Here is a 26394-nt window from a genome sequence, read left to right as displayed (position 1 = left end):
TTCTGAACGGATTGCTGGGGGATATTCCGATTTTTTGCCTGTGTACTGTGTACTGTGGACCTGTTTAGATCGACTGTATTCTGTTCGATTCAGTCCTATTCAGTTCTGTTCAGCCCTTGCTAAGCTGCCTGGCTTCTACTCCACACTGTCGAAGAGAGAAAGCTGCGGTTTCTCGTCTGCAGTATCTTCTTCATCTTTGCGAGTCCCGCTTTCGAGTTTTCGATTGGGACGGATAAGCGGTTTTGGCTCATCGAGCTTAGGCGAAGACGCCCAGCCGGAAGAGAGCGGCTTGCGGGTAAGCAGACGAACCGCAACGGGTTCGCTCTGCATGCCTTCAAAGCGCAGAAGATCGGATGCGGAAACGATCTGGAAAGCTTCCACGGATACGGGTTTGGATTTGATGATTCGGAATAAGGTATCGCCTTTGGACGGGCGGTTATAGGCATTGATCTGATCGAGCGCGATGCGCTTGAATTCGCCCTGACTGTTTTCGATGACGAGATCACTCTGATCCATCAGGCCCATGCCAAGCACGCTGTCTTCGTTTTGCAGGCGAAGGGCGCGTACGCCTTTGGATTTGCCTTTGGCGACGGGAATCTGACTGGTTTCCAGACGTACGCCATTGCCCAGGCGGGTGACGATCAGAATTTCATCGTCATCTTTGCCGGAGGCGAGCACTTCGACGAGTTCATCGTTAACGCCAAGTCCCATGGTGCTTACGAGTCTTCCCTTGGAGGGAGTGTCGCACAATCGAAATGGGAGCGGCGGATCTGTCCGTTTTGGAGATCATGATCAGATCGGTGTTCTGCGGTTTTCCATGGATCGCATAGACGGCGCAAATGCGCTCGTTGACTTCGGTCTTGTACATGGAGGAATAGTGAACGCCCAGATCTTTCCACTTTTTCTCTTCAAGCAGATAAACCGGGATCAGACCCATGCGGCCTTTGCTGGTGAAGAAAAGCAGAGAGTCGAGCGTCGAAATCTGATCGACGTATTCGAGATGATCCCCTTCCTTCAGCGCCGGATTGTTCTGGTCGCTGGAGGCGTACGAGCGCAGCGGGACGCGCTTGAAATAGCCCTGGCTGCTGATCATGGCGACAACCTGTTCATCGGCGATCATGTCGGTTTCGTTGATGACGATATCTTCGACTTCTTCGACGAGCTGCGAGCGGCGCGGCATGACAAACTCTTCTTCGAGTTCATGAAGTTCGGCTTTCATCAGCTCCTTGCGGGCATTCGGATCCTTAAGAATCTTTTCGAGGTCGCGGATTTCCTTTTTCAGGCGGCTGAACTCGCTTTTGAGATCCTTGACGTCGGTCGAGGACAGGCGATACAGCTGCATGGTAACGATGGCTTCGGCCTGCGCTTCGCTAAAGCCGAACTTGTTCATGATGTTCGCTCTCGAATCGGCTTTTCCTTTGGACGCGCGGATGGTCGCGATGACTTCATCGAGAATCGAGAGGGCCTTGATCAGACCTTCAACGATGTGCATCCGCTCGTTTTTCTTGCGCAGATCAAAACGGGTCCGCTTGATGACGACGTCTTCACGGTGTTCGAGAAACGCGTCCAGCATGTCCCCCAGCGAGAGCTGTTTTGGCGTCCGGTTGACGATCGCGATGACGTTGTAATGGTAGTTGATCTGCAGATCGGTGTTTTTATACAGGTAGTTGAGAATGGCCTGCGCATTGGCTTCCTTTTTCAGGTCGATGACAATGCGAAGTCCCTTCCGGTCGCTTTCGTCGCGGACATCGAGCATGCCGCTGACTTTGGCATTCAGACGGATTTCATCGATCCGCTTTACGAGATTGATCTTGACTACTTCATACGGAATTTCAGTAATGACGATCTGGTTGATCGTCTTGCTTTCGACGATTTCAGCTTTGGAGCGAATGACGACTTTGCCGCGTCCGGTATCGAGCGCCTGAAAAATGCCGTCCTTGCCCATGATGATGCCGCCGGTTGGAAAGTCCGGCCCTTTCACATACTGCATTAAGTCCTTCGTCGTCGAATCGGGATGGTCGATACGATAAATCGAGGCCTGAATGACTTCGTCAAAGTTGTGAGGCGGAATGGAAGTCGCATAGCCGGCCGCAATACCGGTAATACCATTGATGAGCAGATTCGGATATCTTGCCGGAAGAACGGTCGGCTCCATTTTTTCATCGGAAAAGTTTGGCGACCAGTCGACGGTTTCCCGGTCGATGTCCTGCATGAGATAGCCGGCGATTTTAGACAGTCTGGCTTCCGTGTAACGCATAGCGGCTGCGGGGTCGTCGTCAATCGAACCGTTGTTTCCCTGCATGTCGATCAGCGGAAGCGCCGACTTCCAATCCTGAGACATGCGCACGATGGCATCGTATACGGACGTGTCGCCGTGCGGGTGATAGTTACCGATGACGTTACCGACGGTTTTCGCGGATTTGCGATACGGCTTGTTGTAAGTGTTGCCGTCTTCTTCCATCGCCCAGAGAATACGGCGCTGTACGGGTTTCAGTCCGTCGCGGGCGTCTGGAAGGGCGCGTTCCTGAATGATGTACTTGGAATAGCGCGAAAAGCGGTCGGCCAGAATTTCTTCAAGCGCCGAGTCGACGACTTTTGGCTCAACGGGCTGTACGTCCGCTGCTTTTTCTTTCTTGGCATCCGCTATTCTCCTTCCTTAAAGTCATCTTCCAAAGTGAAGACGACGTTGTCTTCGATCCACTGCCTTCTCAGATCCGCACGGTCGCCCATCAGTTCGCTTACGCGCTTTTCGGCCAGGCGGCCGTCTTCGAGCGTAACACGCAGCAAGGTTCGGGTTTCGGGGTTCATGGTCGTATCCCAGAGCTGGGATGCGTTCATTTCACCAAGACCCTTATACCGGCTGATGTGATAGCCGGTTTTGAATTTGGCTTTCATTTCTTCCAGCTCTTCGTTGGAATACAAATAGTACTCTTCATCCTTTTTCGCGATGCGATACAGAGGCGGAAGGGCGATATATAACATGCCGGCTTCGATGAGCGGGCGCATGAATCGATAGAAAAACGTCAGAAGCAGGTTCTGAATGTGCGCGCCGTCATCGTCGGCATCGGTCATGATAATGACTTTATGGTAGTTGGAATCTTCGGCATCGAAGCTGCTGCCTACACCTGCGTCAAGAGTATGAATGATGGTGTTGAGCTCTTCGTTTTTCTCTACCTGTTCCAGCGTGGCATGCTCGGTATTGAGCACTTTGCCTCGAAGCGGCAAAATGGCCTGATATTTCGAGTCCCGTCCCTGCTTGGCCGAACCGCCGGCGGAATCGCCTTCGACCAGATACAGTTCCTTGCGTCTTGCATCTTTGGACTGGGCATGCACGAGCTTTCCGGAAATAATCTGTTCCGAACGATTTTTCCTTTTCCCTTGCGGGCTTTTTCACGCGCTTCGCGCGCCGCTCTTCGTGCCGCACCGGCCTTGATCATCTTGCGGATGAGCGTAGCGGCGGTATCGGTGTTTTCTTCGAGGAAGTAGCGCAGGTTTTCACTGACGATCGCGTCGACCGCACCTTTGGCCTGCGGAGTTCCCAGTTTTTCCTTGGTCTGCCCTTCAAACTGAAGCAGCGTTTCCGGAATAGCCGTATGCAGGACAAAGGTCAGTCCTTCTCGAATGTCCGAGCCTTCCATGGATTTGTCTTTTTCCTTTAACAGGCCGACTTTTCGCGCGTAGTCGTTGAACACGCGGGTCAGTGCCTGTCTTGCGCCGGTTTCATGGCTTCCGCCATCGCGGGTGCGAACGATGTTCGCAAACGAAAGCATGTTTTCCTGATACGTATCGACGTACTGGAATGCGGCCTGCACTTTGATGCCTCCGGATTCGCCTTCAAAGGAAACGACCGGCGAAATCGGATCGTGATCGACGTCGAGCTCTTCGACGAACGCCTTAAGTCCGTCTTCGTAGACGAATTCGTCTTCTTTCGGGTTTTCGCGCTTATCGATCAGACGGATTTTCAGTCCTTTTAACAGGAACGCGTCTTCCTGTACCCTCTCCTTAATGCGGGAGTAGGAAAAACGGTTTTCCTTAAAAATCGTCGGATCCGGAAGAAACGTTACTTTCGATCCGGTCTGCTTCGTCTTGCCGATGACTTTCAGTTCGCCAACATGACGGCCGCCGTTTGAGAAATCGAGTTCGTAAATGTTCTTTCCGTCCTTAACTTCGACTTTGACCCAGGAGCACAGCGCGTTGACTACACTCGCGCCGACGCCGTGAAGACCGCCGGAAGCCTTATAGGAAGAATCCGAAAACTTGCCGCCCGCATGGAGCACGGTAAAGATGACCTCCAGAGCGGACTTGCCGGATTTGTGCTTGCCTACCGGCATGCCGCGTCCAAAGTCTTCCACGCTGCAGGAGCCGTCCTTGTTCAGGGTCACAATGATTTCGTTTCCAAAGCCGTTGAGGGCTTCGTCAATGGAGTTGTCGAGAATTTCCCAGACCAGATGATGAAGGCCCCGACGATCCGTCGAACCGATATACATGCCTGGTCTTTTTCGAACGGCATCAAGACCTTCCAGAATGACAATTGAATTTTCATCGTATTGCGTCTGTGCCATAGTCTTCCTCCCTTTTTCTAGTTCTGCTTTATGAAAGCCGGTTGTATACCGGCCAAATGGTAGGTTTGGTTTTTTGTCTCAATATTTTATTTTCGACTGGAACGCGCTGGGTATATCTTGAACGATTCCATCGAATGTTCCCGTATCCCATTCAAAAAATGGATCCGGAATGAGGCGATGCCAAAGGCATGTATTGTAAACAATATTTTTCATTCTTTCCACCCAGAGTCTTTTAAAAAACTTCTTCGTATAGGCTTGCGACAAAGGATATTCCAAATGTTTACCGCACCTGATAACCGATTCGTCCGCTCAGCCGCGGCTTCCAGTCTTGCGTTCGGGCTTACTACGTGCGCATCCTCTGCGCTCCTTTTTCCCTTTGGACATAAATACTTTCTTACCATACTTCGCGCATTCTTTCCAATCTGAGATTGTCGGTCGATGCATACCCTGCTCGCGCATTCAGCCATGCAATAATAGAAGACAGAAGAAACTTCTTTCTTGAAAGTGAGGAATTTCAACATGAAAATTCTGCTCATCTGCGGATCCCTTCGCAGTACATCGTTCAACATGGAACTCGCTCAGGACGCCAAAAAGGCGCTGGAGGCTATGGACATCAAAGCCAGCATCCTTCCCTATGGCGATCTTCCCTGTTCAATCAGGATCTCGAAGCCCCGGAACTCGAAAGCGTATCCCGCATTCGTCAGGAAATTCGCGAAGCCGACGGACTCTGGTTCTTTACTCCGGAATACAACGGCATGATTACAGGCGTCCTCAAAAACCTGCTCGACTGGATGAGCCGTCCGACCGCTCCCGATTATACGCGCGCTTCTTCCGTTCTTTATGGAAAGTCTGCGGCCATCAGCGGCGCCGGCGGCCGTATGGCGGCCAAAGGCTCGCGCGAACAGCTCGCCATTCTGCTCAAACGGCTTGGTGTCAAAGTCTGCCCGGAAGAATACGGTCTGGCCTTAACTCCAGAAGAGTTCAGCACCGATTCGTTTACCGATCCAGACGGCGTAGCCGATGCCATCGCTTCTCAGGCCAGAGAATTCATCGTCTGGCTCAAAGGCTGATCCGGTTTTCGAATCCTGAAAGGATCGCTTCGACCTCCAGTTCATATCCGTCCGGTTTCAAACGGCTTAGATCCTTTTCTACCGCGATTTCTTCTTACCGCGATTTCTTTCTGCGATACGGATTGGAATCGAAATCGGATTGCGTTTCGACCTTCTTTTGTCGGCAGGCATTCAAATCTGCTCTTATAAGAATTCCAGATTTTTGCCTGCAGCTTTCAATTTACGATTTTTCAAAGAGGCTTCGGCCTCTTTTTCTTTGCGATTTCGTACGTTTTCAAAAAGTCACGTCTTAAGCATCCTTATCTGACACACTCAAGGCTATGAAAGAATCCATATCCCATTTGAATTTATCTTTTCCCGATTCTTTATCGTCGGATTCGGATGAGGCCATGATGCTGAACGATCCGGCTGTGGAAGGCTATGGCGGATCTGACCTGGAGCCTTCCTTTCCTCCCGTTTTTCTGCATGGGAATTTTGATCTGGACCGTCCGGACGGCCCGAACGGTCCAGGCGGATCCGAACGCACTCTGCATCTGCGCATTCCGAATCTCTTTGGATCTTCATCTGAACGGAATTCGAATGCTTTCGCTTCTCTCGAAGCCTCCTCGGCCTCTGGATCAGACCTTTCTGGTGTTTCTGGCGTTTCGAATGCTTCCGGTGGTGCCGGCATTCGGGAAAGTCGCCTGTCTTTCGTTCTTCAGTATTCGTACCGGCCAAAGCCGGCTTCCCTCCGTCCGGCTTGGACGGTAATTACCGTCTTGTTGATCCTTGGCCGGACGTTTCGACAAAGACGTCCCCTGCTTTGCTTGCCGACTATATCGAGTACGACTACCTCCATTCCTGCCTGCTTCTTCATTTTCAGGATCAGGTGGTGCGGGAAAAGGCGTCGACGATAAACGCCTGGCTGGATGCGCGCTGTCTGCAGGCGGGCAGTTCTCTGCAGGGACGAAAGGAAGCCGCCGCATTTTATCTTAGCGCTCGTAAGTTTCTGCCGATTCTGGTTTCTCTCTCGCCGCTCGAAGTATGGGTACCGCTGCTGCCGCAAAAGGATCCGAAACGGATCTACTGCAGCCTGGCGAACATTCTCAGTCTCGAGCCGTCGGGGACGCACAAAAAACCGCTGCCGGATCCGCTTTCGCGATGGCCTCCTGCTGGAGGGACTTGAGCGAAAGCGTACGGAGCGGATTTTGGTTCAGGCGTATAAATTTATTTTGATGCTTTATTCGTCGCAGTCTTCGCAGTATGCGTCGGACATGCTTCTTTCATGACGGAGCGTGTTTACGCCGCAGCCGTCGATGCAGACCATGGCATCGTCGGGAAGATGAGGCGATTCGACGAAGGTCAGCGCCGGGTAAGGCTGATCGACGAAATTGCTGAAGACTTCCAGGAACTTGTCGCGCAGTTCGATGTCAACCAGATAGACGGTGAATTTCAGAATGTGATCAAAACGCAGATCGAACTGGTGCAGGACATCGGTCACCGCATAGCAGGCGGAAACGCACTGGTCGTGGAACGTGGATCCTTTTCCGATCTGACCGGAAAGGTAGAAGAAATCGCCTAGCTGAACCATGCTGGAGACGCAGTCGTACTGGCTCATCGGTTCGCCGGTCTTTAAAAACAGATTCATTCGTAATCCTCCTCCATATCGTCGCTGCTGGAGATAAGAACCTCCCTGGGTCGGCTTCCCTGCGAAGGGCCGATCACGCCGTTGGCTTCAAGCTGGTCCATGACGCGTGCGCTGCGGGCGTAGCCGATGCGAAAGCGCCGCTGGATCAGGGACGTACTGGCTTTCTTGCTGACGATAACGAAATTTCTTATTTCATTATACAAGGGGTCTTCTTCAAACGATTCGCCATCCATCGGATTGTTTTTCGTTTCCTTGAGCAGAAGGAACGTTTCCTCATATTCCGGCTGCGCCTGCTGGCGGACGTAGTCGCAGATGGCTTCCACTTCCTGATCCTGGATGAAAACACCCTGAATTCGCTTAGGCGAAGTGGCGCCGTTATCGAGGAAAAGCATGTCGCCATAGCCAAGCAGTTTCTCGGCGCCGGACTGGTCGAGAATCGTCCGGGAGTCCGGTCGGGAGGAAACCATGAAGGCGATACGGCTTGGAATGTTGGCTTTGATGACGCCGGTAATGACGTTGACCGAGGGTCGCTGTGTGGCGACGATCAGATGAATGCCGGCGGCACGGGCGAGCTGGGTAATGCGCTGGATCGACTGTTCGACATCCTTGCTGGCGGCAAGCATCAGGTCAGCCAGCTCGTCGATGATGACGACGATGCGCGGCATTTTCTGCAGCTCTTCTTTCGGGTTGCGGCGAACGTATTCGTTGTAGCCGGCCAGGTTGCGAACGCGTACGGCTTCAAAGCGGGAATAGCGCTCATCCATCATGTCGACGATAATTTTGAGCGCGCCCGAAGCGAGCGCCGGATCGGTGATAACCGGCGAGAGCAGATGCGGAATGCCGTTAAAAGGCGTGAATTCGACTTTTTCGGGTCAATCAGCAGAAGCTTCACTTCATCGGGATGGGTACGCATGAGCAGCGAACAGATGATCGAGTTGACGCAGACGGACTTACCGGAACCGGTCGCGCCCGCGATCAGAAGGTGCGGCATGCGATCGAGTCGTCCGTAAATGTTTTCGCCCATCAGATCCTTGCCGAGCGTAAAGAGCAGCGGATGCGAGGCTTCCGATTTGGGAATGCCGGCGATGAGCTCGCGCATGCTGACGGTGGTCTTTTCTTCGCTGGGCACTTCAATACCCACCGCGCTCTTGCCGGGGATCGGCGCTTCGACACGGATGTCCTTAGCAGCCAGCGCCATCTTGATGTCGTTTTGCAGATTCACGAACGTGTTGACGCGAACGCCCTGTCCGGGAATGACTTCAAATTCGGTAACGGAAGGACCGATATGAATTTCGCCAAGACTCGCTTCGACTCCAAATTCCTGCAGGATGCGAATGAGCGTTTCCCCGCGTTCGGCGGCGCTTTTCTGGTTGATAGTGCTTTTCGATTTTGCTTCATTTCCTGAAGCAGGCTGATCGGCGGCAGCACATAGCCGTCCGCTTTCGGGGAAAGATCCAGCGGTTCGGCTTCGTAGCGAACCGGCTTGTTTTCTCGAGAAGACGGGGTGCGGCTGGAAGCTGCCGCTTTTTTCTGGACGGTTTTACCTCGCCCAGCTGATCGGTCATGTCTTTGACCGTTCCGTTTACAGCGGAGCTGCTCAGATCGGGCGCCGTTTCCTGCACGGAGCGCGTTCTGCGCCGGCGCGGCAGTCTTTCGGCATTTGCCAAATCCGATGGGGCCTCGTTTCGGGGATCTTCATAAAGCGATTCATCCGAAAAGTCGGAGGAACGACTGTTCTGGCTCTGAGCCGCTGCTGCGCCACCCGCACCGGCTGTTACACCAGCCGCGGCACCTGCAGCTGCAGCGCCAAGTGCCGCTGCGGCCGCATTCTGACTCTGCGACTGCGCATTCAGACCCGTCTGGGCAAGCTGCATGGCCTGTGCGGCCATCTGTCCAGTCCGCTGTCCTGCCGCTGTGACGGGCTGCGCAGTTCCATCGAGCCGACTGGATGCGCGCATCTCCGCTTCTCTTTGGCGGCGACGCGCGGCGCGGCTGGGAAGCCGACCCTGACGAATGTCGGTTTCTCTTGTCTGTTCCTCGGCCATCTCCAGAACCGGGGCAGGATCGGCCGAAGTGGATGCTTCCACAAAATCCGGGTCGGCGACAAGATCCGAATACGCACGCTGTTCGACAAGACCATTCATGGAAAAGGCGCTGGGATGGGATCTGCCCTTCTCGATGTACTCTCCGTTTTCGTCATACAGACGCTGGAGTTCGTCCTTGTCGATTGGACGGCCCTGCATGGACGCGTCATTGCGATCGTCATAGCGAAGAAGAATCGGATTGCCTTCTTCGTCGTAGTCTTTATCCACATTCGAAAGGGTGACCCAGTCGAGAATGCGGTGATGCAGACTGGAGAAAAATCGGCGATCCGGCCAAAGAAGCCCGCGATGCCTTTTCGCTGCGGTTTGTTTTTGGCCATTCCGGCTCTTGAACGAGCGGCACGGGAAGCCGTTCTGTGATGGAGCCAGCCACCAACACGATCGGAAATGGTTTCCTCATCCTGCTCATCGTACTCTTCATTGGAATAGCCGTCTGGGCCAATTTCCGTCAGGGAGCCGCCTGTCAGATCGGGCTGGCCCTGTCCCTGCAGGCGGGTCGATTCAACAAGATCGTCTGGGGAAGCATCGGCTTGCACGGTTTCCGGCTGCGGGGCCTGTCCATACGGCTGACGGGGCGGACGCTTTTTCGGTTCTTCTTTTAGGGACGTCCTCTTCATCGAGATCGCTTTTGGGCCAGCGCAGCAGACCTCCAAGCGAAGTGCGGCGGACGCCCTGGAATCCTTTTTCCGTATCGGTATCTTCTTTGGGCTTTCGATCGGTCAGCAGCAGACGCCACCAGTTCCAGCCGATCAGTAAAATGCCCAGAATCAGAAACGCGAAATCAAAGAACATCGCTCCGGTTCGCGAGAAAAACATGGAAAACACGGTAGCCAGCAGCGCACCGAGAAGGCCGCAGCTGCTCGTAAAGCTCATCGATCCAAACTGGCCGAGACTGGCCACCAGAATGGAAAACGGCTGGGTAACGTTCGTGTCGGTCACCTGCTGGAGACCGTTGGTCATCATCCAGAACGCCGCCAGAAAGCCAAAGCCGACCATCATGCGAACGGATACTTTTTTCTTGCCCAGCGTCAGGACCCAGTACAGGCCATAGCCCATGAAAAAATGAGCAGGCCATAGGAGAAGCTGCCGACCAGCAGCTGAAGCACTTCCTGCAAAAAGCTGCCGACCAGGCCTAAGGAAAACAGAACCATCGTACAGATCACCCACGAGAAGATGATCAGTACGCAGATCCAGAACGTATTCAGAGAAAACACAGACGTTTTCCCGGTTTGTCGCTTGGAAGACGATGCGGAGGTTTTTTGAAGACGGGCTGCGTCTGGACGCACTCTTTTTGAAGCCATAGTCCCTCCCTTTCTTAGTCCTCTTGGTATAAGGACGATTTTCCCTGCCCTTTTCGTCTCTTTTTGAAACTGAAAAAGAGATTCCCTGTTTCTGTATATCCTCAGCCTGCATTGCGACTGAGGAAAAAAGGCGTGGAGTAAATGCAGTGTATTTATCTTATAACGAATCAAAGCGGAAAAAAGACGGATTGCGTACGGCACAAACTGCCTGCGCGCAATCCATTCTTTCCATTCGTTTTGATTCAGTAAATCCCTTGGGAAAACTCCTTCGGATTATCTGCCAAATCTTTGGATTTCAGCTTTTTCTAAAGGGCTCCTTTGGGGTTGAGTTCGAGAATAACCGGTAAAATCATCGGGCGCTTTGCGGTCTGCTTGAAGACGTAGCGGGCCACTTTTTCGCGGATGATTGAGCGGCATTCCATATTGTCGTATTTATGGGCATCGACCATTTCCTTAATGGTGTCTTCCATAATCCGGGTCACTTCCCGGGTCAGGTACTCGGCATCGCGTACATAGACGAGGCCGCGGGTCTGAATGTCCGGTCCGTTAATAATCTTCTTCGTGCGGAAATCGAGACCGATCGCCAGAACCATGACGCCGTCGGTCGAAAGAATTTCACGGTCTTTCAGAACGACGCCGGCCATGTCCCAGTTGGCGTTGCCGTCTACAAGCGTTTCGTGCAGTTCGATCGTATCGAGACCCGGCTGCAGTTCGCCGTTAATAAAGGTGGCGATTTCGCCGTTGTCGAGAATCACAATTCGCTCGGCGGGAATGTTCATTTCTTCCGCCAGCATCGCGTTCGCGCACAACATGCGGTATGCGCCCTTGATCGGAATGTAGTACTTCGGATCACACATAAAGATGACCATCTTCAGATCTTCCTTGGACGGATGCATGCCCAGAACGTTGCGGTCGATTTTCACGATCGTACCCTGACGCTTGTAAATGTCGTTTTCCATACTCTTGAAGTCTTTTTCAACACCTGGAACGAGCGGGGTAGCAACGACGATCACATCGTCATCGTGGAATTCGACATCGTCGACTTCGTTGTTGGCGATATTGCTCATCAGCTGGAACAGGGCTCTTCCCTGTCCGGAAATGATGACCACGACATCTTCGCACTGATCGATCTGGGAAACCGGAACAACGAGTTCAGACGGAACGGCATCGGTAATGCTTTCCAGACCGGCGATCAGTTTCTTGAGCTCATCGGAATAGAAGCACATCTTGCGCTTGCGTGCGATGCAGCAGCGGATAAGTTCCTGAATGCGGTAAACGGACTGCGTGTAAATTTCCACGAAAATCCGCTGTTTTTCATGCTGGTCGAGTACCTTTTCAAAATACGGGGTAACCCGATGATTTGGCGAGGTATGAAGGGCATGTTCCGCGCCTTTGGAATCCTGCAGGAGGATGAGGACGCCGTCGTTTTTAAAACGGGTCGCAAAGGAGTAGTCGCCCTGGTACGCCTGGGAAATGTCGTCGTAGTCGGCGATGAATTCGCCGGAGTAGACGATATAGCCATGGGCGGTACGGATGCCAAAACCGTACGTCTGCGGATAGGAGTGGGTAATCGGGAAGAAGACGACCTGTCTTCCGCCGATTGTCCGGGTATCCTGCCGCTTGACGGTCTTGATCTTGACGCCGGTAATTTTGTTTTTGCGCAGCAGTTCCTCCACTACGCGGCCGGTAAAGTCGCTGACGAAAATATCGGCTTTGATTTCTTTTAAAAGATAAGGCAGCGCGCCCATGACGTCGTCATGGCCATGGGTGATCAGAATGCCTTTGATCTGTTTTTCGTGTTCCTTGAGATAGGAGAAGTCGGGGACGATGCATTCTACGCCCAGACTGGCATTATCGTTCGGAAATTTCAGGCCGCATTCCACGATGTACATATCACCGTTGATTTCAATGACCATCAAGTTCTTTCCGTCTTCATCCAGCCCGCCCAGCGCAAACAGTCGAACGACTTCGTCTTTTTAATTCTGCTTCTGCCATATTGTGGCACCTCCGCAATTGCGCGATTCCTGCCGGTTGAGGCAGAAAATTTTTCGCATACTAAAAATTTCGTACAAATTGAACGTTTTCTATTATTTACAGTATAACATTCGCCGTCCTGGCCTACGCTTTACGACCGTTGAGCGAGAAGGTGTGGGCTTCGGTGATGACGACATCGACGATATCGCCTTCCTGAGCCTGATCCGCGGAGAAGTTTACAGGTATCCCGTGACGGCTGTAGCCGGAGAAGACGTTCGGATTCTTTTTCGACGGGCCGTCGACCAGAACGGAGACGGTCTTTCCGATGTATTTCTGGTGGTTTTCAAGCGCAAATTCATTCCAGAGCGCGTTCAGGCGCTGCAGCCGTTCCTTTTGACGGAAAGCGGTGTTCCGTCTTCGAGCTTAGCGGCCGGCGTTCCAGGTCTTGGCGAATAAATAAAGGTATAGGCGTTGTCAAAGCGGCAGGCGCGTACGAGATCGAGCGTATGTTCAAACGCTTCTTCGCTCTCGCCAGGAAAGCCGACAATAATATCGGTCGAGATGGCCGCATCCGGAATTTTCTTCTTAATGTCCTGATACAGTTCCAGGTATTCCTTCGATGTGTAGCGACGGCCCATGCGGCGCAGAATTTCATCGTCGCCACTCTGCAAAGGCAAATGAATGAACGGCAGCAGGTTATCGTAGCGGGCGATGACATCGATCATTTCTCGCGAGAAATCCCATGGGTGGCTGGTCATGAAGCGGATGCGTTCGATGCCGGTTTTGGCGGCTTCTTCGAGAAGTCCCGCAAAATCCATTTCCCCATCCAGGTCTTTCCCGTAGGCATTGACGTTCTGACCGAGCAGGGTGATTTCCTTATAACCGAGCTTTTTCAGCGTTTCGATTTCCGCGAGGATATCCTTAGCCGAGCGGGAGCGCTGACGGCCGCGCGTATACGGTACGATGCAGTACGTACAGAACTTGTCGCAGCCGTACATGATGTTGATGAGGCCTTTGTAGCGGCCGCTTCGATGTTCGGGAAGGTCTTCGTAAATTTCGCCTTCGCGCGAGTAGACTTCTACGACTTTTTCGCCGTTTGTGGCGCGTTCGAGATATTCGGGAAGGTTTGCGAAGTTATGGGTTCCGAAAATCAGATGAACCCACGGGTATTTTTCGAGCAGCGTGCGGGTGAACTGCTCTTCCTGCACCATGCAGCCGCAGACACCGATGATCGTATCCGGCTTGGATTTGAAGTGCTTTTTGTGCGAGCCGACTTCGCCAAGAACGTTATTGGCCGCGTTTTCCCGAATGCCGCACGTATTCATTAAAATCAGATCCGCGCTCGCCGAATCGGCAGCTGGGGTGTATCCGCACGCTTCAAGAATGCCGGCGAGGTTTTCGCTGTCGCGCTCATTGGCCTGACAGCCGTAGGTGGAAATAAAATACGTTTTATTCTGGCCGATCTGCTTCTGGGCATCGCTCAGTTCCATGCCACGATAGGTCGGGGAGCTTTTTCGATGCGTCTGGCCGCTTTTTAGCATCTGGAAGATGCCAGGCGGGTTTAATTTTTATGCTCACAGTAGTCTCCTGTCTTTGTTTTCTGTTTGTGTTCTGTTTATCTTTGATGTTCTGCTTTATGGTTTACGCGTTCTGGACCAGACGGCCCTGCGCAGCGTTTTGAACGGGTATGTTTCGAGGCTGGATTGATCCTCGAACAGGCAATCGAAATCCCGCTTTTCTTTTGAAAAGCGAGCCGATATTTCGAGATTGTATTCCTTTAAGGGAGAAATGACAAAGTGCCCCGTATGGACTGGGATCTTTGCGATAAATGGCACTGTTGTTCTGGATCTGTGTTCGATCGGTGCTGGATACAGACTGGATTTCTGGGGGTGACCTTATGTCAGAAAAGTCCTGCGTCTGGATTGTCTTAACGGTTGAAGGACAGTCTTCCTCTATTTAAGGGACGTTCGGAGAATGGATCCGTGATCCGAACGGAGAGAGAAAGAAAACTGCTCTGCTTCTTTGCCGGATTTATCCGAGTTTTTCCGAGTCTTTGTCGGGTCTTCCCCTGCTTTTTTCTGATGTTTCCCTGTGCCTTTTGGGAATGCGTCCGTTTTTATTGTAGACGAAAAGCCGTTATAAAAAGCCGCCTTTGCGGGGCGGCTTTGATATTCGTTATTTCGCTATTTCCTGTGCACGGACTTCACGAATTACGTTCACTTTGATCTGTCCGGGATAAGTCAGTTCAGATTCAATTTTGTCACGGATCGCCCTGGCCATTTTAACACAGGCCGTATCGCTCACCTGTTCGGGAACAACCATGATGCGGATCTCGCGGCCGGCTTGAATGGCATAAGCGTTGGACACACCTTCAAATTCATTGGCGATTTTTTCCAGGTTTTCGAGACGTTCCACGTAGGCCTGCGCGGATTCCTTACGGGCTCCTGGGCGAGCGGCGGAAATGGTATCGGCGGCAATGACCAGATGGGAGGTCAGGAATTTTGGTTCGGTATCGCCATGATGAGATGCGATCGCATTAAGAACGATTTCTTTTTCACCATGCTTCTTGCAGAATTTGTAACCCAGCTCCACGTGGCTGCCTTCCTGCTGGTCGACATTGAGTGCTTTACCGATGTCGTGCAGAAGACCGGCACGTTTCGCCATATGCTGGTTGAGCCCCAGCTCAGCTGCCATCGTTCCGGCAATCAGGGCGACTTCAATGGAATGCTGGAGCGCATTCTGGCCATAGGAGAAACGGTATTTCAGCGTACCGATCAGACGAACGATTTCGCGATCGATGCGGCCGATGCCAAGCTTGAATACAGTTTCTTCGCCGGCCTTGAGAATCTCAGCCTCGACTTCATGCTGGAATTTCTTAACGGCGTCCTCAATTCGTCCGGGCTGGATGCGTCCGTCTCGAATGAGATATTCGAGGGCGAGTCTGGCCACTTCTCGACGAATCGGGTTGAAGCAGGTAATGGTGATCAGATCCGGCGTATCATCAATGTTCAGCTCAACACCCGTGGCCTGTTCAAAGGCACGGATATTGCGGCCCTCACGTCCGATAATTCTTCCCTTCATTTCTTCACTGGGAATCTGGACGACAGCGACCGTACGGTCCATCGTTTCCTGCTGGGCCATGCGTTCGATGCTTAAGGCGATGATTTCCTGCGCTTTCTGGTTCGCCTGCGATTTGGCTTCATCTTCTTTTTCCTTGATGTAAGCCATCGTTTCGTGTTCCATCTGCTTTTCGACAAGGGCGAAGAGCTCGTCTTTCGCTTCCTGACTGGTCATCCGGGCTACGCCCTCGAGGACTTCGATCTGTCGGTCAATTTCCTGCTGAAGCTGCTTTTCCTTATCTTCTAAGGAAAGAAGGCGATCATTGGCCTTCTTCATCTGCGCGCTCAGTTCCTTCTCCTTCTGGTTCAGAGACTGATCGCGGAAATTTAAGCTGTCTTCACGACGCAGAAGGGCGTTTTCAAGATCGACGGCTTCCTGCCGGCGGTCCTTAATTTCCTTTTCTGCTTCTACTTTCAGATCGTGTACTTGGGTTTTCCCGTCAAGTACTGCCTGTTTCAGTCTGGCTTCCGCTTCGCGGTTCGCCTGTTCAAGAATCTGATTTGCCTGCTGCTGATTTTTGTTAAGACCTGCTTTGGAAAGAGCGGCCATCAGGCCGATTCCCAGGACAAGTCCGATTATCCCGGATAGAGAAATCCATAAGGCATTCATTTATTTCTCTGTCCCTTCATAAAATAAAGCATTTCAATTATAGCAAATCCGGTCTTTTTGTCTATGTACCCATATTTCAGACAAATTTTAGGAAGATATTCGTTCAAAAATGGAACGATTGTGTACCAATACAGCGAACAGGTTCTGGGCAAATCCGCCAGAATCCGGCTGTAAATCGTCTGATTTCCCTTTTTTCTCTTTTTCGACCGATCGGTATGATTGCGTTTTTTCAAAAAATCAGACCGGACTACATTTTTCATGGCCAATCGTTCCTGTTTCTGTCCGGCAGACAATTTGCCTTGGATCGGGTGTAAAATGCGCAAGTTTTGCAATGTATGGAAAACCGTCTGAATCTTTGCGGTTCAGACGGTGCATAAGGCAGATTATCGATTGAAACTGCGCTTTTCGCATTTACGAAAGCATGCAAAAGAGCATATTTCTGGATTGGTTTTGTTATTGAGCGGGGAGCGGATTGATCTCGGTGTCGACGCTCAGACGAACCGCGAGCCACGCCTGGCTGAGGGCGGAAGCCGCGTCATTAATATCTTTCTGCGTACGGGCAGTATTGTCCTGATCGGCAAGAATGTTCGCAGCGACGGTCCGTTTTTCAATCAGCGTGGACCATGCCGCATTGGACTGGAATTTGTCGGCACTTACGCTGCTCGCATCCGTATAGGCCGTCTGCAGTACGGAGTAGTCGAGTACGACAGGTTCCGGTTCCGGCTCTTGAGGCTGAACGGGGTTATCGTCTGCGTCGACCCAAACTTTGGCATCGGCTTTGGTGAGGGTTTCCATGTCTTCCTTAGTTTTTACGCCCTCAAAAAGCTTGACGGATTTGAACCGATAGGCGGAGACGCGATCGGTATTTTCCGGATCGGTACCGATGGAAAGCGGATAGTTTGTCGCCTTGATTCCGCCCGTTCCACTCATGGATCCACGATAGCTCGAGCCATCGTTGAAGACGAAGAAGAGCTCCTTCGTTTCGGCATCGTAACCGGCAAGAACTGTATGGACACGATTGGAGTAATCGGTATTTCCTGCTTCATACTCCTTCATGTTGTACGTCATCCAGTCATTCGTATTGGCTCCATAGGCGATCAGCTGGGTCGTGATTCCAAGATTCTGATAATGGTAGTCGCGTACTACAAAGCCATGGTCGCCGTTGGAAAGAATCATCTGGTATTCCATCTGATTGGCGCTTGTGTTTTCCGGCGTTTTGTATTCGATCTCAAACGTAAAGGACTTCTCGCCGTGCAGCAGATCCTTTACGGTGTTTTCCGCATTGACGTCATCAATCGCCGCGTGGCCTTTGAAATACTTGCCTTCGTTTGTGACGGTTTCGACCTGCATGCCGGTACCCATTGGATACCAGGTATTGCGGGCATGGTCATAAATCGTCGTTGTGGACTGTGCAGGGTCGGTCGTTTCATTCTGGGCAGCCGGTTCAGCGGCCAGAATTGGGAAGGAAGATACAGATCCTGTCAGTATCGACACAGACAGGAGTGCAGACATCATTGTATGTTTTTTCATAACTGGGCCTTTCTTTGTCCGATTTCCCTTACGCCCTGTCCTCTCGTAAAAATCTGGTGCTTTTGCGTATGGCTTTAATCGCCCATAGAACATGGGTTGTCTGTCGTATGCGCGACCATATTCTAAATAGAGTGCATTGAAGCGCTTCGTAATTTATATTTTTGCCCGAATCAAATGAAGAAGCGCCTGTAGGTCAAAAGCCGAGGCAAAACCACGCGTTTGAGAAAATGGATGGAACGTAAAACGACCGCTTTTCCTGTTCAAAATAAAAATGGGGATCCAATGCAGGATGGGGGTTTTCCTGTTTGCCCGTAAGGAAAACCATTCGTTCAAATCCCTGCGCCTGTTCTTAAAGCCAAAAGCAGCCGCCCGTCTGCCTTCGTCCAGGCAAACGGGAGAAATACTGGCCTTTTATTTTATCGTTCTATACGTTTATCACGGTTGTCTTTTTCTTCTTTTCGTATTATTAAAATCGCATAGGCTTAATACTAATTGGCTATGGTACGAAATTGTTGCTTTGGTACACAAGAATCCCAATTCCGGACCATACAGAAAAGACGGTTTCTCGCACGAATGCGATACATTCTGTGGTTTTTGCGATCGGATCTGTCAGGACCTTCCCGTTTCTATTTGCCCGTTTCTATTTCCTTTCCCTGGATTTCAGTTTCGTGCTTCCCTGCGCTTGCTCCTGCACAACGGAAAAGGCCCGCAGGAGGACATCAACGTCCTGCAGGCCTGTTAGAGAAAATGCGAAACGCGCAAAAGAAAAAAGCAGAGGTCTCTCTGCTTGTTCATCCATCTGGATACTGATTATAAAAGGGACAGGAATTATTCTACTTCGACAGCCTGTCTGCCTTTGTATTTACCGCAGCTCGGGCATACTTTGTGAGCGAGTTTGAATTCGCCGCACTCCGGGCATTTTACAAGAGCGGGTTTAGTCAGTTTGTAATGGGTTCTTCTTTTTGCCTTACGGTGTTTGGAACCTCTTCTCTGCTGAACAGCCATGGTGGCACCTCCTAGTTATCCTCGAAATTAAGATCTTTGAGTTTTGCCCAGCGGGGATCTTCCTGCTGCTGGCTGTCCCCTCATCCTGATCGGATGTAAGCGACCAGCCTTTACCGCTAGGATAGTCTTCACGGGCTAAACGGGTAATGCTCATGGGTGCTTCATATACAATCGCTTCGATCATCTCATCATTCAGATCAATCGTGTTGTTGTTCACAACGAGAATGTCTTCCTGATCGTCCGTATCCTCGAGCGGATCGAATGAGTACTCTTTTTCAGAATCGGCCTCGAAAACGTATTCGAGATCTTCTCCGGTAATCGAGTCTTCAACAATCATGAAGCCGGAGTAATGAAGGTTGCTGACAACCCTGCTGCGGCCGTCAAACTGTAAAGTGCCCTCGACGTGACACTCGGGTACGGCCAGAACAGGCGTATTCACAAACTGAGCTCCATCGAGATCGGCCAGGTCGGTATTGACTTCAAGATAGTCATCCGGCGCCGCCAGAAAATCGCTTTTACGAAACTTCACGCTATTCACCTCATGTAGCATTTGATATTATAGGCAGACCCTTTTGAATTGTCAAACAAACGAAAATCTGAACAAAACGATCGAAGTGCTTTGCCATTTTGTCCTTAACTATCGTACTTTCGGCTTTTTCCGGCCGCGTTGACTCTTTGAAAAATCTGCCTGTTCAAATGTCTTGTCTGTCATGAGCCAGGGGCAAACGTCGGATATCGCGTATCGTTTTGGCTCCCTGCCGCATGCATCTTCATCATAGTCCGTGACCGTTACAAAATCGAAGGACAGACCCGAAGAGCCGGATCGGCTCTGAGAATCTGTCCATCAATTTGTGATCGGGTCTGTTTTTTCGGTCTGTCTTCTTTGCTCAGGCTGTTTCCAGAGGCAAGAGACAGAAGGATACAGATACAGATTTTTTTATATCTTTATCTTTGCTCCAGAGCGCTTTCTCTTTGCTCTAGAGAGCTTCACTGGATTCGATTTGTGCTTACCGCTTATTTCTTGTCATCGAGTTCGGTAATGGTGATGGATTCGATGACCGGCTGATCTTCCTTGGAAATGGAGCCGTTGTTGTCGGTCGGCTTCGCGGATTCAGCAATCTGGTCTACGACATCCATGCCGCTGGTTACCGTTCCAAATGCGGCGTATTCCCCGTCGAGGCTGGACGCATCTTCCTGCACGATAAAGAACTGACTGCTGGCGGAATCCGGCTGGTTGCTTCTGGCCATGGATACGGTTCCGCGCACGTGCTTGAGGGAGTTGTCAAAACCGTTGGATTTGAATTCGCCGTAAATGCTGCGGGAGCTTCCGCCGGTTCCATCGCCGCGCGGATCGCCGCCCTGAATCATGAAGCCGTCAATAATACGGTGGAAGGTCAGGCCGTCGTAAAAGCCTTTTTCGGCCAGATTGACAAAGTTGTCTACGGTTTCCGGAGCGATGCCTTCGTCCATGGTGAAGATGATTGGTTCATCGTAGCCGGAAATCTTGATTTCGGCCTGGTACTGCTTGCCGCCCGGTTCCGACTTGGAAGCCCGGGTAGCCACTTTGCTGGAAACGACCGATTCGGTCTGGCTGCTGGCAATGGAAGAGGTGACGCTCGATACGTCGGCGTTGCTGGTGTCGTTCGTGCTGCCGGCGCATCCGGCCGCAAGCAGAGCGGCAGCGCCCAGGCAGGCGGCTTTTGAAACAAATCTGCTGAATTTCATACTGTTTGTCCTCGCTGTTCTATCTTTTCATCGGATCCAGGATCCGTTTTTCCTTCTGATCGGATCCATCCAGATGTTTTGTCTGTTTTGATCCGTGAATTGTTCTTTTGATTTTCCTTACGCAAAAAACGATACCGTCGTTTCTTATCCGCTTTCGGAAAAACCCTGTCCATGGTACCTGAACGGAAACGATTTTGAAATGGGATTCACGGCTGGAAATGTATGGAATCCTCTTTTACGGTAGACTGAACACATGATCAAAGCTGGAATCATTGCTGAATTCAATCCCTTTCATGACGGACACCGCGAAATCATTCGACGGGTACGCGAAACGCTTCATCCCGATCAGATCGTCGTGGTCCTTTCCACATGGTATTCAAGCCGCGGACTGCCTTCCCTTCTTTCTCCTCAAGAGAAAACCCGTATGGCCATCGAAGCGGGCGCCGATCTGGTGATCGCGCTGCCTGCCGCCTACGCCATGCAAAGCGCCGACTATTTTGCACTCTACGCGATCGAAGCCCTCAAATGTGCCGGGGTCAATACGCTCTGCTTTGGATCGGAGCTCGCGGATCTGGCCGTTCTGGAAGAAAAATCCAGACAGCTGAAAATGCTCGAAGCTGTTCCCGGCCGCTCACATGTACAGAACGCCGTTTTAAACGGCATCGATCTGCGGCCAAACGATATTCTGGCGGTGCAGTACATTCGCCACGCCCGGTCGTTTGGCATGGCGGTCGTGCCGTTCCCCGCAACTTTTCACTCAAATCCGCCACAGCGATTCGAAAAGACTTTTTCGCCAACATTCCGCAAAAAGGCGACGCGCTCTATCATCCCCGACAATCGTGGCAATCGTACTATCCGTATTTGCGGATGCAGCTGCTCATGAGCGATCCGAAGCGGTTAAGCGAATTTTTCCTTTGCGAGGAAGGCATCGAATACCGTCTGATCGAAAGCGCCAGAAAAAGCGATACGTTTGAAGGCTTTCTGAAGCATGCCGTTTCCAAAACGTATACACGGGCAAGAATACAGAGAACCTGCATGATGATTTTGATGCAGATCTCTAAAAGGGAGATGAAAGAGCATCCGTTCTTTTTAAAGTTCTGACGCTTGGCTTCAATGACCGGGGACAGGCACTGTTAAAGTCGCTGCCCGGCGGATTGAAAGCCGCCAGCCGTATGGCCGATCTTTCCCCTGGCTTCAGAATCTTCTCAATAAGGAAATGCGTCTGTATTCGCTGATCGATCAGAAACCAGCCGCCTGGACGCTCGTTTTACCGCACACCCTTTCTGCCTGCTCTGAATTTTCTTCCTCCAGTACAGCGGAAGCGGACGGTTCGGATGCGTCGATTCGACACGCTCTCCTGGCCGAACTTCACACGTATTTCTGTCCGGTTTTGTAACCCGATCCTTTTTCCTTTAGAAAGGAGTTTTCTATGTTTCACCGTCCTTCTTCTCACCGCCACAAAAAGGCTGTCCTCGTCTCCCTTTTCGGGGCTGCAGCTGGGCTGTCTCTGGTCTGGTACGAACACCAGCTGCCGCCCTGCCGCAAACCGAAAGTTTCACAGGAACCGTATCCTTTTGGACTGCTTCTGGGCTGTTCGGTTCACGATGACGGCAGCCTGGGGCGTGAAATGAAACTGCGCTGTCATCTGGCGATCGATCAGTATTTGCAGGGCAAATACCGCACGCTGATCATTTCTGGCGGTGCGGTCCGCAATCCGTACGTGGAAGCGGAAGTGATGGGTAACTACATTCATGAACTTTGTCCGCAGCTGCCGATCCTGCTGGAAACCCGGGCGCAGAACACCTGGGAAAACATGAAATACGCTAGAGAAATGATCGGTGATCAGCCAATCCTGATTCTGACGGGCGGCCTGCACGCCCGACGTTCGAACGCGCTGGCCAGACAGTTCTTTTCGAACTGGGCAATGGAGAGCGCACCGGATTTCACCTGGAAAAAGCCGGACGCGAGGCGATTTCCCGAATCATCTATTTATGGATTGAGCTCAAGAAGACATTCAAACGGCAGTAACAAGGAAAGGACAGAATCCTCTCTTCCTGCTGCCTTCCGATCGTTCACCCTCTACGCAAAAACGGGCCGCACGGCCCGTTTTCTTATATGTATTGGCTGTGGTTGCCTGTAATGGTGATCTGTATAGAAATCTGTACAGAGATTTGTGCATCGCGTCTTTTAAAAAGGAAGAAGAGCGGTCGGATTCGGTTCTGACACTGGAATCTATTTCGCGTTTCGCAGAGCTTTCCATTCTTCCCTTGTCATGCGGTTGATCACTTCATCACGGAATTCGCCAAGCAGCAGTACAAGGACATGCTCTTCCGTTTTGAAAAAGCAAAAGCCAAGTTTGGCCTGTGCTCTGGCGGATTTGGAATTGCCGGTATAATGCCCGCACCAGATCTGATCGAGCCACAGATCTTCAAAGCCATAATCGATCAGCATGTTTGCCGCTTCTTCCACATAGCCATGGCCCCAGTATGGCTTGCCGATCCAGAAGCCCAGTTCCTTGTCGTATGGGGATGCCCCTCACGCTGTTTCAGCTTGGGCACCATCAGAGATATGGCGCCGATTGGCGTCGACGTTTCTTTTAGGCAGATCGCAAAATCCAGCGGATTACTCAGCACACTTTCGATAATCTGCCGGCTCTCCTCTTCGCTTTGGTGAACGGGCCAGCCGGCGGCCGGTCCGACATCCGGATCATTTGCGAGTTCGTATAATACCTGAGCGTCCTCGGCTTTCCAGGGACGCAAAATCAGTCGTTCACTCTGAAATTCCATTGTCTTTCTCCTTTCTCAAGTGCGTTCTTCGCCGCCGTTTCGACCCGTTGGCTTCGAGCTGTTTCTGGAACGAAAAAGATGTCGAAGCATTTCTGGTCAGCGGAGCAAAGCGAAGTTTGATTTCTACCTTAGCAGGGCGTTTGAAAAGCGAAAAGCGGCCGCTTGAAATTCCATGAAAAAGCAGAGTTCGAACGCACGGCGGATGCGTCCAAACTCTGCCGTTTTATTTTGTTTTGATGTATGGGTCTGCTCTATCGGCTAAAGCATTTTCCTTCAGAGTCGGGATTGACTACTCGAAGTTTTCGAGACCGTACCAGGCGATGCCTTCACCTCTCCAGCCAAGTTCAATCAGGTATGTATGTTCCTTGAAGTTGGTTGTGAAGTTGTGGTTTGCACTCTTGGCGTTCGGGTTGTATTCACGCCATACTTCTACGGCCTTGTTGTCATCGGAATACCAGCCGATGCCTTCGTCTTTCCATCCCTGGTCAACCAGGTAGTTTTTCTCGCGTTCACTCAGTGTGTAGAGGTGATCGCCGGCATTCGGGTTGTATACGCGGTAAACCGGAGTATTGGATTTCTTCGGAGCGATCCAGCCGACTCCTTCACTCTTCCAGCCGACTTTCGCAAGGTAGTCGCGTTCTCTGGAGCTGCTGGTGTAGAAGTGTTCGCCGGAATTCGGGTTGTAAAGACGGTACATTTCCATCCGGTTGGCATCGGATTTGGACTGGTAAGTCAGACCGGAACCGCGCGGATAAACGACATCGGTTGTGGAATACATGCCAGTTGCATCATCATACTTGTAAACGTTGACTGGGAGCTGTCCGCTGGCACCAAAGGTCCCAAGTGCAACTTCCATACCGGCCAGGATGTTTGGTCCATAGGCTTCGTTAGCACCGGTTGCGCCGCCGATGATGGCTTCGGTCGGGTCAACTCCGGTACCCTTGTTGCCGTAAACGGCCATGACTGCCTGAGCATCTGGATACCACTGGGTATCATATGGTTTGTCCGCAGACATGATGATAGCCTTTTGCCTTTTTCCCTCGCGTATTTCACGATTTCATTTGGTATTTTGCTCGACCAGTGCCTGCCGCCCATGCGGGCTGCGCTGGAAACTTCGGTAACGGCCATTACATAATCGGCCGCATCAATTTTGCTTTTTGTTCGTCGGTCAGTTCAGCCTGGCCTGTGTATACGAAATAATCCAGTTTCGCACCGTTTTCTACGGTATCGGCATCTTTGCCGCGGTTCCAGGCGAGGGAGATCAGGCCAGGTTCGTTGGAATAAGGAGTAGCTACGAGAACGGTTGTGTCCTTAGTAACTTCCATTGGCAGAACGTTGTCTTCGTTGCGGGTAACGGTAACGCCGCGGGCAGCGATTTCACGTTCAGCCTGTTTGTTTTCGGCGCAGCCGACAACTTCTTTGGCTTCATCGATGGAATAGTCATTTTCGTTCCAGTCCAGAATGCCTTTGCGGGCTTTCAGGGTCAGGATACGGGTGCAGGCGTCATTCAGACGTTCCTGAGTAAGCTTGCCGTTGGCAACTTCCTGTTCGCAGTAGTTGATGACCGCGTCGAGATCTTTCAGGTCGTCCTTGCAGTACAGAACGGTTGGCATGCAGATCAGGTCGGCGCCGGCTTCCATGGCTACAGCAACACGCTGCGGCTGGGACCAGACTTTGGCAACACCTTCCATGTTCATGGCGTCGGTGCTGACTACGCCTTCAAAGCCCATTTCGCCTTTGAGCAGGTCAGTGATAATTTTCTTGGACAGAGTCGCCGGGAGCTGTTCTTCCTGGTTTGTCAGATCCGAGTGAAGCGTTGTATTGTCGAGAGCCGGATACAGGATATGTGCGGTCATGATCATTTCGATGCCTTCGTTGATCGCTACTGTATACGGTTTCAGCTCGTTGTTTTTGATTTCCTCGACCGTCTTGTCTACGATCGGCAGGCCATAGTGGGAGTCTGTCGCCACATCGCCATGACCTGGGAAGTGTTTGGCACAGCCGATTACGTTGTATTCAGAAAGGCCAGCAATTTCGGCAGAAGCCATAAGACCAACCTGTTCCGGATCATCGCCAAAAGAACGAAGACCGATAACCGGGTTGTTCGGGTTGTTGTTGACATCGACTACCGGTGCGAGGTCGGTGTTGATACCGAGTACGGAAAGTTCAGAACCGATGATTTCGCCGATTTTCTTTGCATCATCGGTATTGAAGGTAGCGCCGACAGCCATGTTGCCTGGCAGAGCTGTACCGGTGCCCAGACGGGAAACAGAGCCGCCTTCCTGATCAACGGAAATCAGAAGCGGAAGTCCGCCGTCGCTGATGGCTGCTTTCTGCATATCCATCGCGAGGTTGTAGGACTGCTCGGTTTCCTTAACGTTGTTGGCAAACAGAATAATGGCACCAAAGTCGTAGTCCGCGATAATCTGTTTAACCTCATCGTTCATTTCGGTGAAATCCGTTGCGGTGTCGTCACTGGTTCCCCACTTACGGAAATCCGGCATGATCATCTGTTCGATTTTCTGACGGGTCGTCATTTTGGAGATGATGTCGTTTACGCGCGCTTCGATCGCTACGTCGCTGTCTTCAGCGGCCATGATCGGCGTTCCGGATGCGAACATCATCGAGCAGGCTGCTGCACAGCTGACAGCCGCCGCTGCCGTGCGCTTCAGCGCTCTACGGAATGAGTTTCGAATCATATCTTCCATCCTTTTCATAATTTGAGTAAAAGAAGTACGCAGTTAAAAGGCCAACTCTTGTAACCGTTTACTTCTTTCCTTCATATCTATGATAACGCTAATGATATATGCAAACTATTGCATTAATTGGTAACTGTGAAATGTCTATTTCCTAATTTGTATAATAATTCCAAACAATTTGTTTTATTTTACTCCCGTTATCTATTTAAATAATTCAAGACAGTGTCAAACGATCGTGCAGACAGAATTTGACTATGCCTTTCTGCATTTTATCCGCTCCCCTT

At 51.4% G+C, this 26394-nt stretch carries 23 protein-coding genes and 3 pseudogenes; 6 read left to right on the top strand and 20 right to left on the bottom strand.

Annotation, left to right across the window (positions count from 1 at the left end; genetic code table 11):
• Positions 1-135: 135 nt before the first annotated feature.
• From KWG61_RS07100 to parE, 3 genes and pseudogenes are all read right to left on the bottom strand, one after another.
• Entirely contained in the window at positions 136-711 is a 576-nt protein-coding gene (locus KWG61_RS07100) for a DNA gyrase C-terminal beta-propeller domain-containing protein (protein ID WP_242745356.1), read from the bottom strand.
• Positions 695-2530 carry a DNA topoisomerase IV subunit A gene (gene parC, locus KWG61_RS07095; protein ID WP_242745595.1) on the bottom strand — a complete coding sequence of 612 codons (1836 nt, stop codon included), beginning with the start codon at positions 2528-2530 and terminating at the stop codon, positions 695-697. Before parC ends, KWG61_RS07100 begins: the two co-directional genes overlap by 17 nt.
• A 113-nt stretch (positions 2531-2643) precedes the next feature.
• A pseudogene (gene parE, locus KWG61_RS07090) lies at positions 2644-4562 on the bottom strand (DNA topoisomerase IV subunit B).
• Between the two features lie 519 nt (positions 4563-5081).
• On the opposite strand from parE, the pseudogene KWG61_RS07080 reads away from it, so the two are divergent.
• Both KWG61_RS07080 and KWG61_RS07075 read left to right on the top strand, forming a co-directional pair.
• Positions 5082-5632 (top strand): annotated as a pseudogene (locus KWG61_RS07080) (NADPH-dependent FMN reductase).
• A gap of 802 nt (positions 5633-6434) precedes the next feature.
• Positions 6435-6797 carry a hypothetical protein gene (locus KWG61_RS07075; protein ID WP_242745354.1) on the top strand — a complete coding sequence of 121 codons (363 nt, stop codon included), beginning with the start codon at positions 6435-6437 and terminating at the stop codon, positions 6795-6797.
• A gap of 54 nt (positions 6798-6851) precedes the next feature.
• On the opposite strand, the gene KWG61_RS07070 is transcribed toward KWG61_RS07075, so the two are convergent.
• The 13 genes and pseudogenes from KWG61_RS07070 to KWG61_RS16155 all read right to left on the bottom strand — a co-directional run bounded on the left by KWG61_RS07070 (position 6852) and on the right by KWG61_RS16155 (position 20625).
• Positions 6852-7259, bottom strand: a complete 408-nt coding sequence (locus KWG61_RS07070) for a RidA family protein (protein ID WP_230268235.1) — start codon at positions 7257-7259, stop codon at positions 6852-6854.
• Positions 7256-8684: pseudogene (locus tag KWG61_RS07065) on the bottom strand (DNA translocase FtsK); the annotation flags it as partial. The pseudogene KWG61_RS07065 and the gene KWG61_RS07070, both read right to left, overlap by 4 nt.
• A complete protein-coding gene (locus tag KWG61_RS07060; RefSeq protein ID WP_242745353.1) occupies positions 8654-9571 on the bottom strand; it encodes a hypothetical protein in 918 nt (305 codons plus the stop codon). The gene KWG61_RS07060 and the pseudogene KWG61_RS07065, both read right to left, overlap by 31 nt.
• A 291-nt stretch (positions 9572-9862) precedes the next feature.
• Complete coding sequence (locus tag KWG61_RS07055) at positions 9863-10417, bottom strand: hypothetical protein (RefSeq protein ID WP_242745352.1); 555 nt, start codon at positions 10415-10417, stop codon at positions 9863-9865.
• Positions 10390-10662 (bottom strand): hypothetical protein, encoded by a 273-nt coding sequence (locus tag KWG61_RS07050; protein WP_242745351.1) that lies wholly within the window; start codon positions 10660-10662, stop codon positions 10390-10392. The genes KWG61_RS07055 and KWG61_RS07050 overlap by 28 nt, the downstream gene beginning before the upstream one ends.
• Before the next feature lie 305 nt (positions 10663-10967).
• Entirely contained in the window at positions 10968-12602 is a 1635-nt protein-coding gene (locus KWG61_RS07045) for a ribonuclease J (protein WP_256460847.1), read from the bottom strand.
• A gap of 178 nt (positions 12603-12780) precedes the next feature.
• A complete protein-coding gene (locus KWG61_RS07040; protein WP_242745591.1) occupies positions 12781-12942 on the bottom strand; it encodes a TRAM domain-containing protein in 162 nt (53 codons plus the stop codon).
• Between the two features lie 65 nt (positions 12943-13007).
• Positions 13008-14177, bottom strand: coding sequence for a tRNA (N6-isopentenyl adenosine(37)-C2)-methylthiotransferase MiaB (gene miaB, locus KWG61_RS07035; protein ID WP_242745349.1), 1170 nt, complete (start codon positions 14175-14177; stop codon positions 13008-13010).
• A 634-nt stretch (positions 14178-14811) separates the two neighbouring features.
• Positions 14812-16365, bottom strand: a complete 1554-nt coding sequence (rny, locus tag KWG61_RS07030; protein WP_230266713.1) for a ribonuclease Y — start codon at positions 16363-16365, stop codon at positions 14812-14814.
• A gap of 453 nt (positions 16366-16818) precedes the next feature.
• Positions 16819-17895 carry a hypothetical protein gene (locus KWG61_RS07025; RefSeq protein ID WP_230266712.1) on the bottom strand — a complete coding sequence of 359 codons (1077 nt, stop codon included), beginning with the start codon at positions 17893-17895 and terminating at the stop codon, positions 16819-16821.
• Between the two features lie 828 nt (positions 17896-18723).
• Positions 18724-18900, bottom strand: a complete 177-nt coding sequence (rpmF, locus tag KWG61_RS07020; protein WP_230266711.1) for a 50S ribosomal protein L32 — start codon at positions 18898-18900, stop codon at positions 18724-18726.
• On the bottom strand, positions 18863-19429 hold the full coding sequence (locus KWG61_RS07015; protein ID WP_242745348.1) for a DUF177 domain-containing protein: 567 nt from the start codon (positions 19427-19429) through the stop codon (positions 18863-18865). Before KWG61_RS07015 ends, rpmF begins: the two co-directional genes overlap by 38 nt.
• A gap of 485 nt (positions 19430-19914) precedes the next feature.
• Entirely contained in the window at positions 19915-20625 is a 711-nt protein-coding gene (locus KWG61_RS16155) for a peptidylprolyl isomerase (protein ID WP_255658122.1), read from the bottom strand.
• Between the two features lie 253 nt (positions 20626-20878).
• Between KWG61_RS16155 and KWG61_RS07005 the strand changes: the two genes are divergently transcribed.
• From KWG61_RS07005 to KWG61_RS06995, 4 genes are all read left to right on the top strand, one after another.
• Positions 20879-21508, top strand: a complete 630-nt coding sequence (locus KWG61_RS07005) for a nucleotidyltransferase family protein (RefSeq protein ID WP_256460812.1) — start codon at positions 20879-20881, stop codon at positions 21506-21508.
• Complete coding sequence (locus KWG61_RS16150) at positions 21400-21726, top strand: nucleotidyltransferase family protein (protein WP_256460846.1); 327 nt, start codon at positions 21400-21402, stop codon at positions 21724-21726. Before KWG61_RS07005 ends, KWG61_RS16150 begins: the two co-directional genes overlap by 109 nt.
• A gap of 115 nt (positions 21727-21841) precedes the next feature.
• On the top strand, positions 21842-22021 hold the full coding sequence (locus KWG61_RS07000; protein WP_242745347.1) for a hypothetical protein: 180 nt from the start codon (positions 21842-21844) through the stop codon (positions 22019-22021).
• A gap of 33 nt (positions 22022-22054) precedes the next feature.
• Complete coding sequence (locus KWG61_RS06995) at positions 22055-22765, top strand: YdcF family protein (protein ID WP_242745346.1); 711 nt, start codon at positions 22055-22057, stop codon at positions 22763-22765.
• Positions 22766-22857: 92 nt separating this feature from the next.
• Here the strand turns inward: KWG61_RS06995 and KWG61_RS16145 are convergent, their stop codons facing one another.
• The 4 genes from KWG61_RS16145 to KWG61_RS06980 all read right to left on the bottom strand — a co-directional run bounded on the left by KWG61_RS16145 (position 22858) and on the right by KWG61_RS06980 (position 26110).
• Positions 22858-23094 (bottom strand): GNAT family N-acetyltransferase, encoded by a 237-nt coding sequence (locus KWG61_RS16145; RefSeq protein ID WP_256460811.1) that lies wholly within the window; start codon positions 23092-23094, stop codon positions 22858-22860.
• Complete coding sequence (locus tag KWG61_RS16140) at positions 23070-23411, bottom strand: GNAT family N-acetyltransferase (RefSeq protein WP_256460810.1); 342 nt, start codon at positions 23409-23411, stop codon at positions 23070-23072. Before KWG61_RS16140 ends, KWG61_RS16145 begins: the two co-directional genes overlap by 25 nt.
• Positions 23412-23700: 289 nt before the next feature.
• On the bottom strand, positions 23701-24426 hold the full coding sequence (locus KWG61_RS06985; protein ID WP_242745345.1) for a hypothetical protein: 726 nt from the start codon (positions 24424-24426) through the stop codon (positions 23701-23703).
• Positions 24427-24538: 112 nt separating this feature from the next.
• Complete coding sequence (locus tag KWG61_RS06980) at positions 24539-26110, bottom strand: glycoside hydrolase family 3 protein (protein ID WP_242745344.1); 1572 nt, start codon at positions 26108-26110, stop codon at positions 24539-24541.
• Positions 26111-26394 lie beyond the last annotated feature (284 nt).

It is taken from the genome of Allobaculum sp. Allo2 (genome assembly GCF_022701175.1).
Taxonomy (GTDB): Bacteria; Bacillota_I; Bacilli_A; order Erysipelotrichales; family Erysipelotrichaceae; genus Allobaculum; species Allobaculum fili.
The sequence above is the reverse complement of the archived record's forward strand: the minus strand, read 5'-3'. Positions and strand labels throughout refer to the sequence as shown.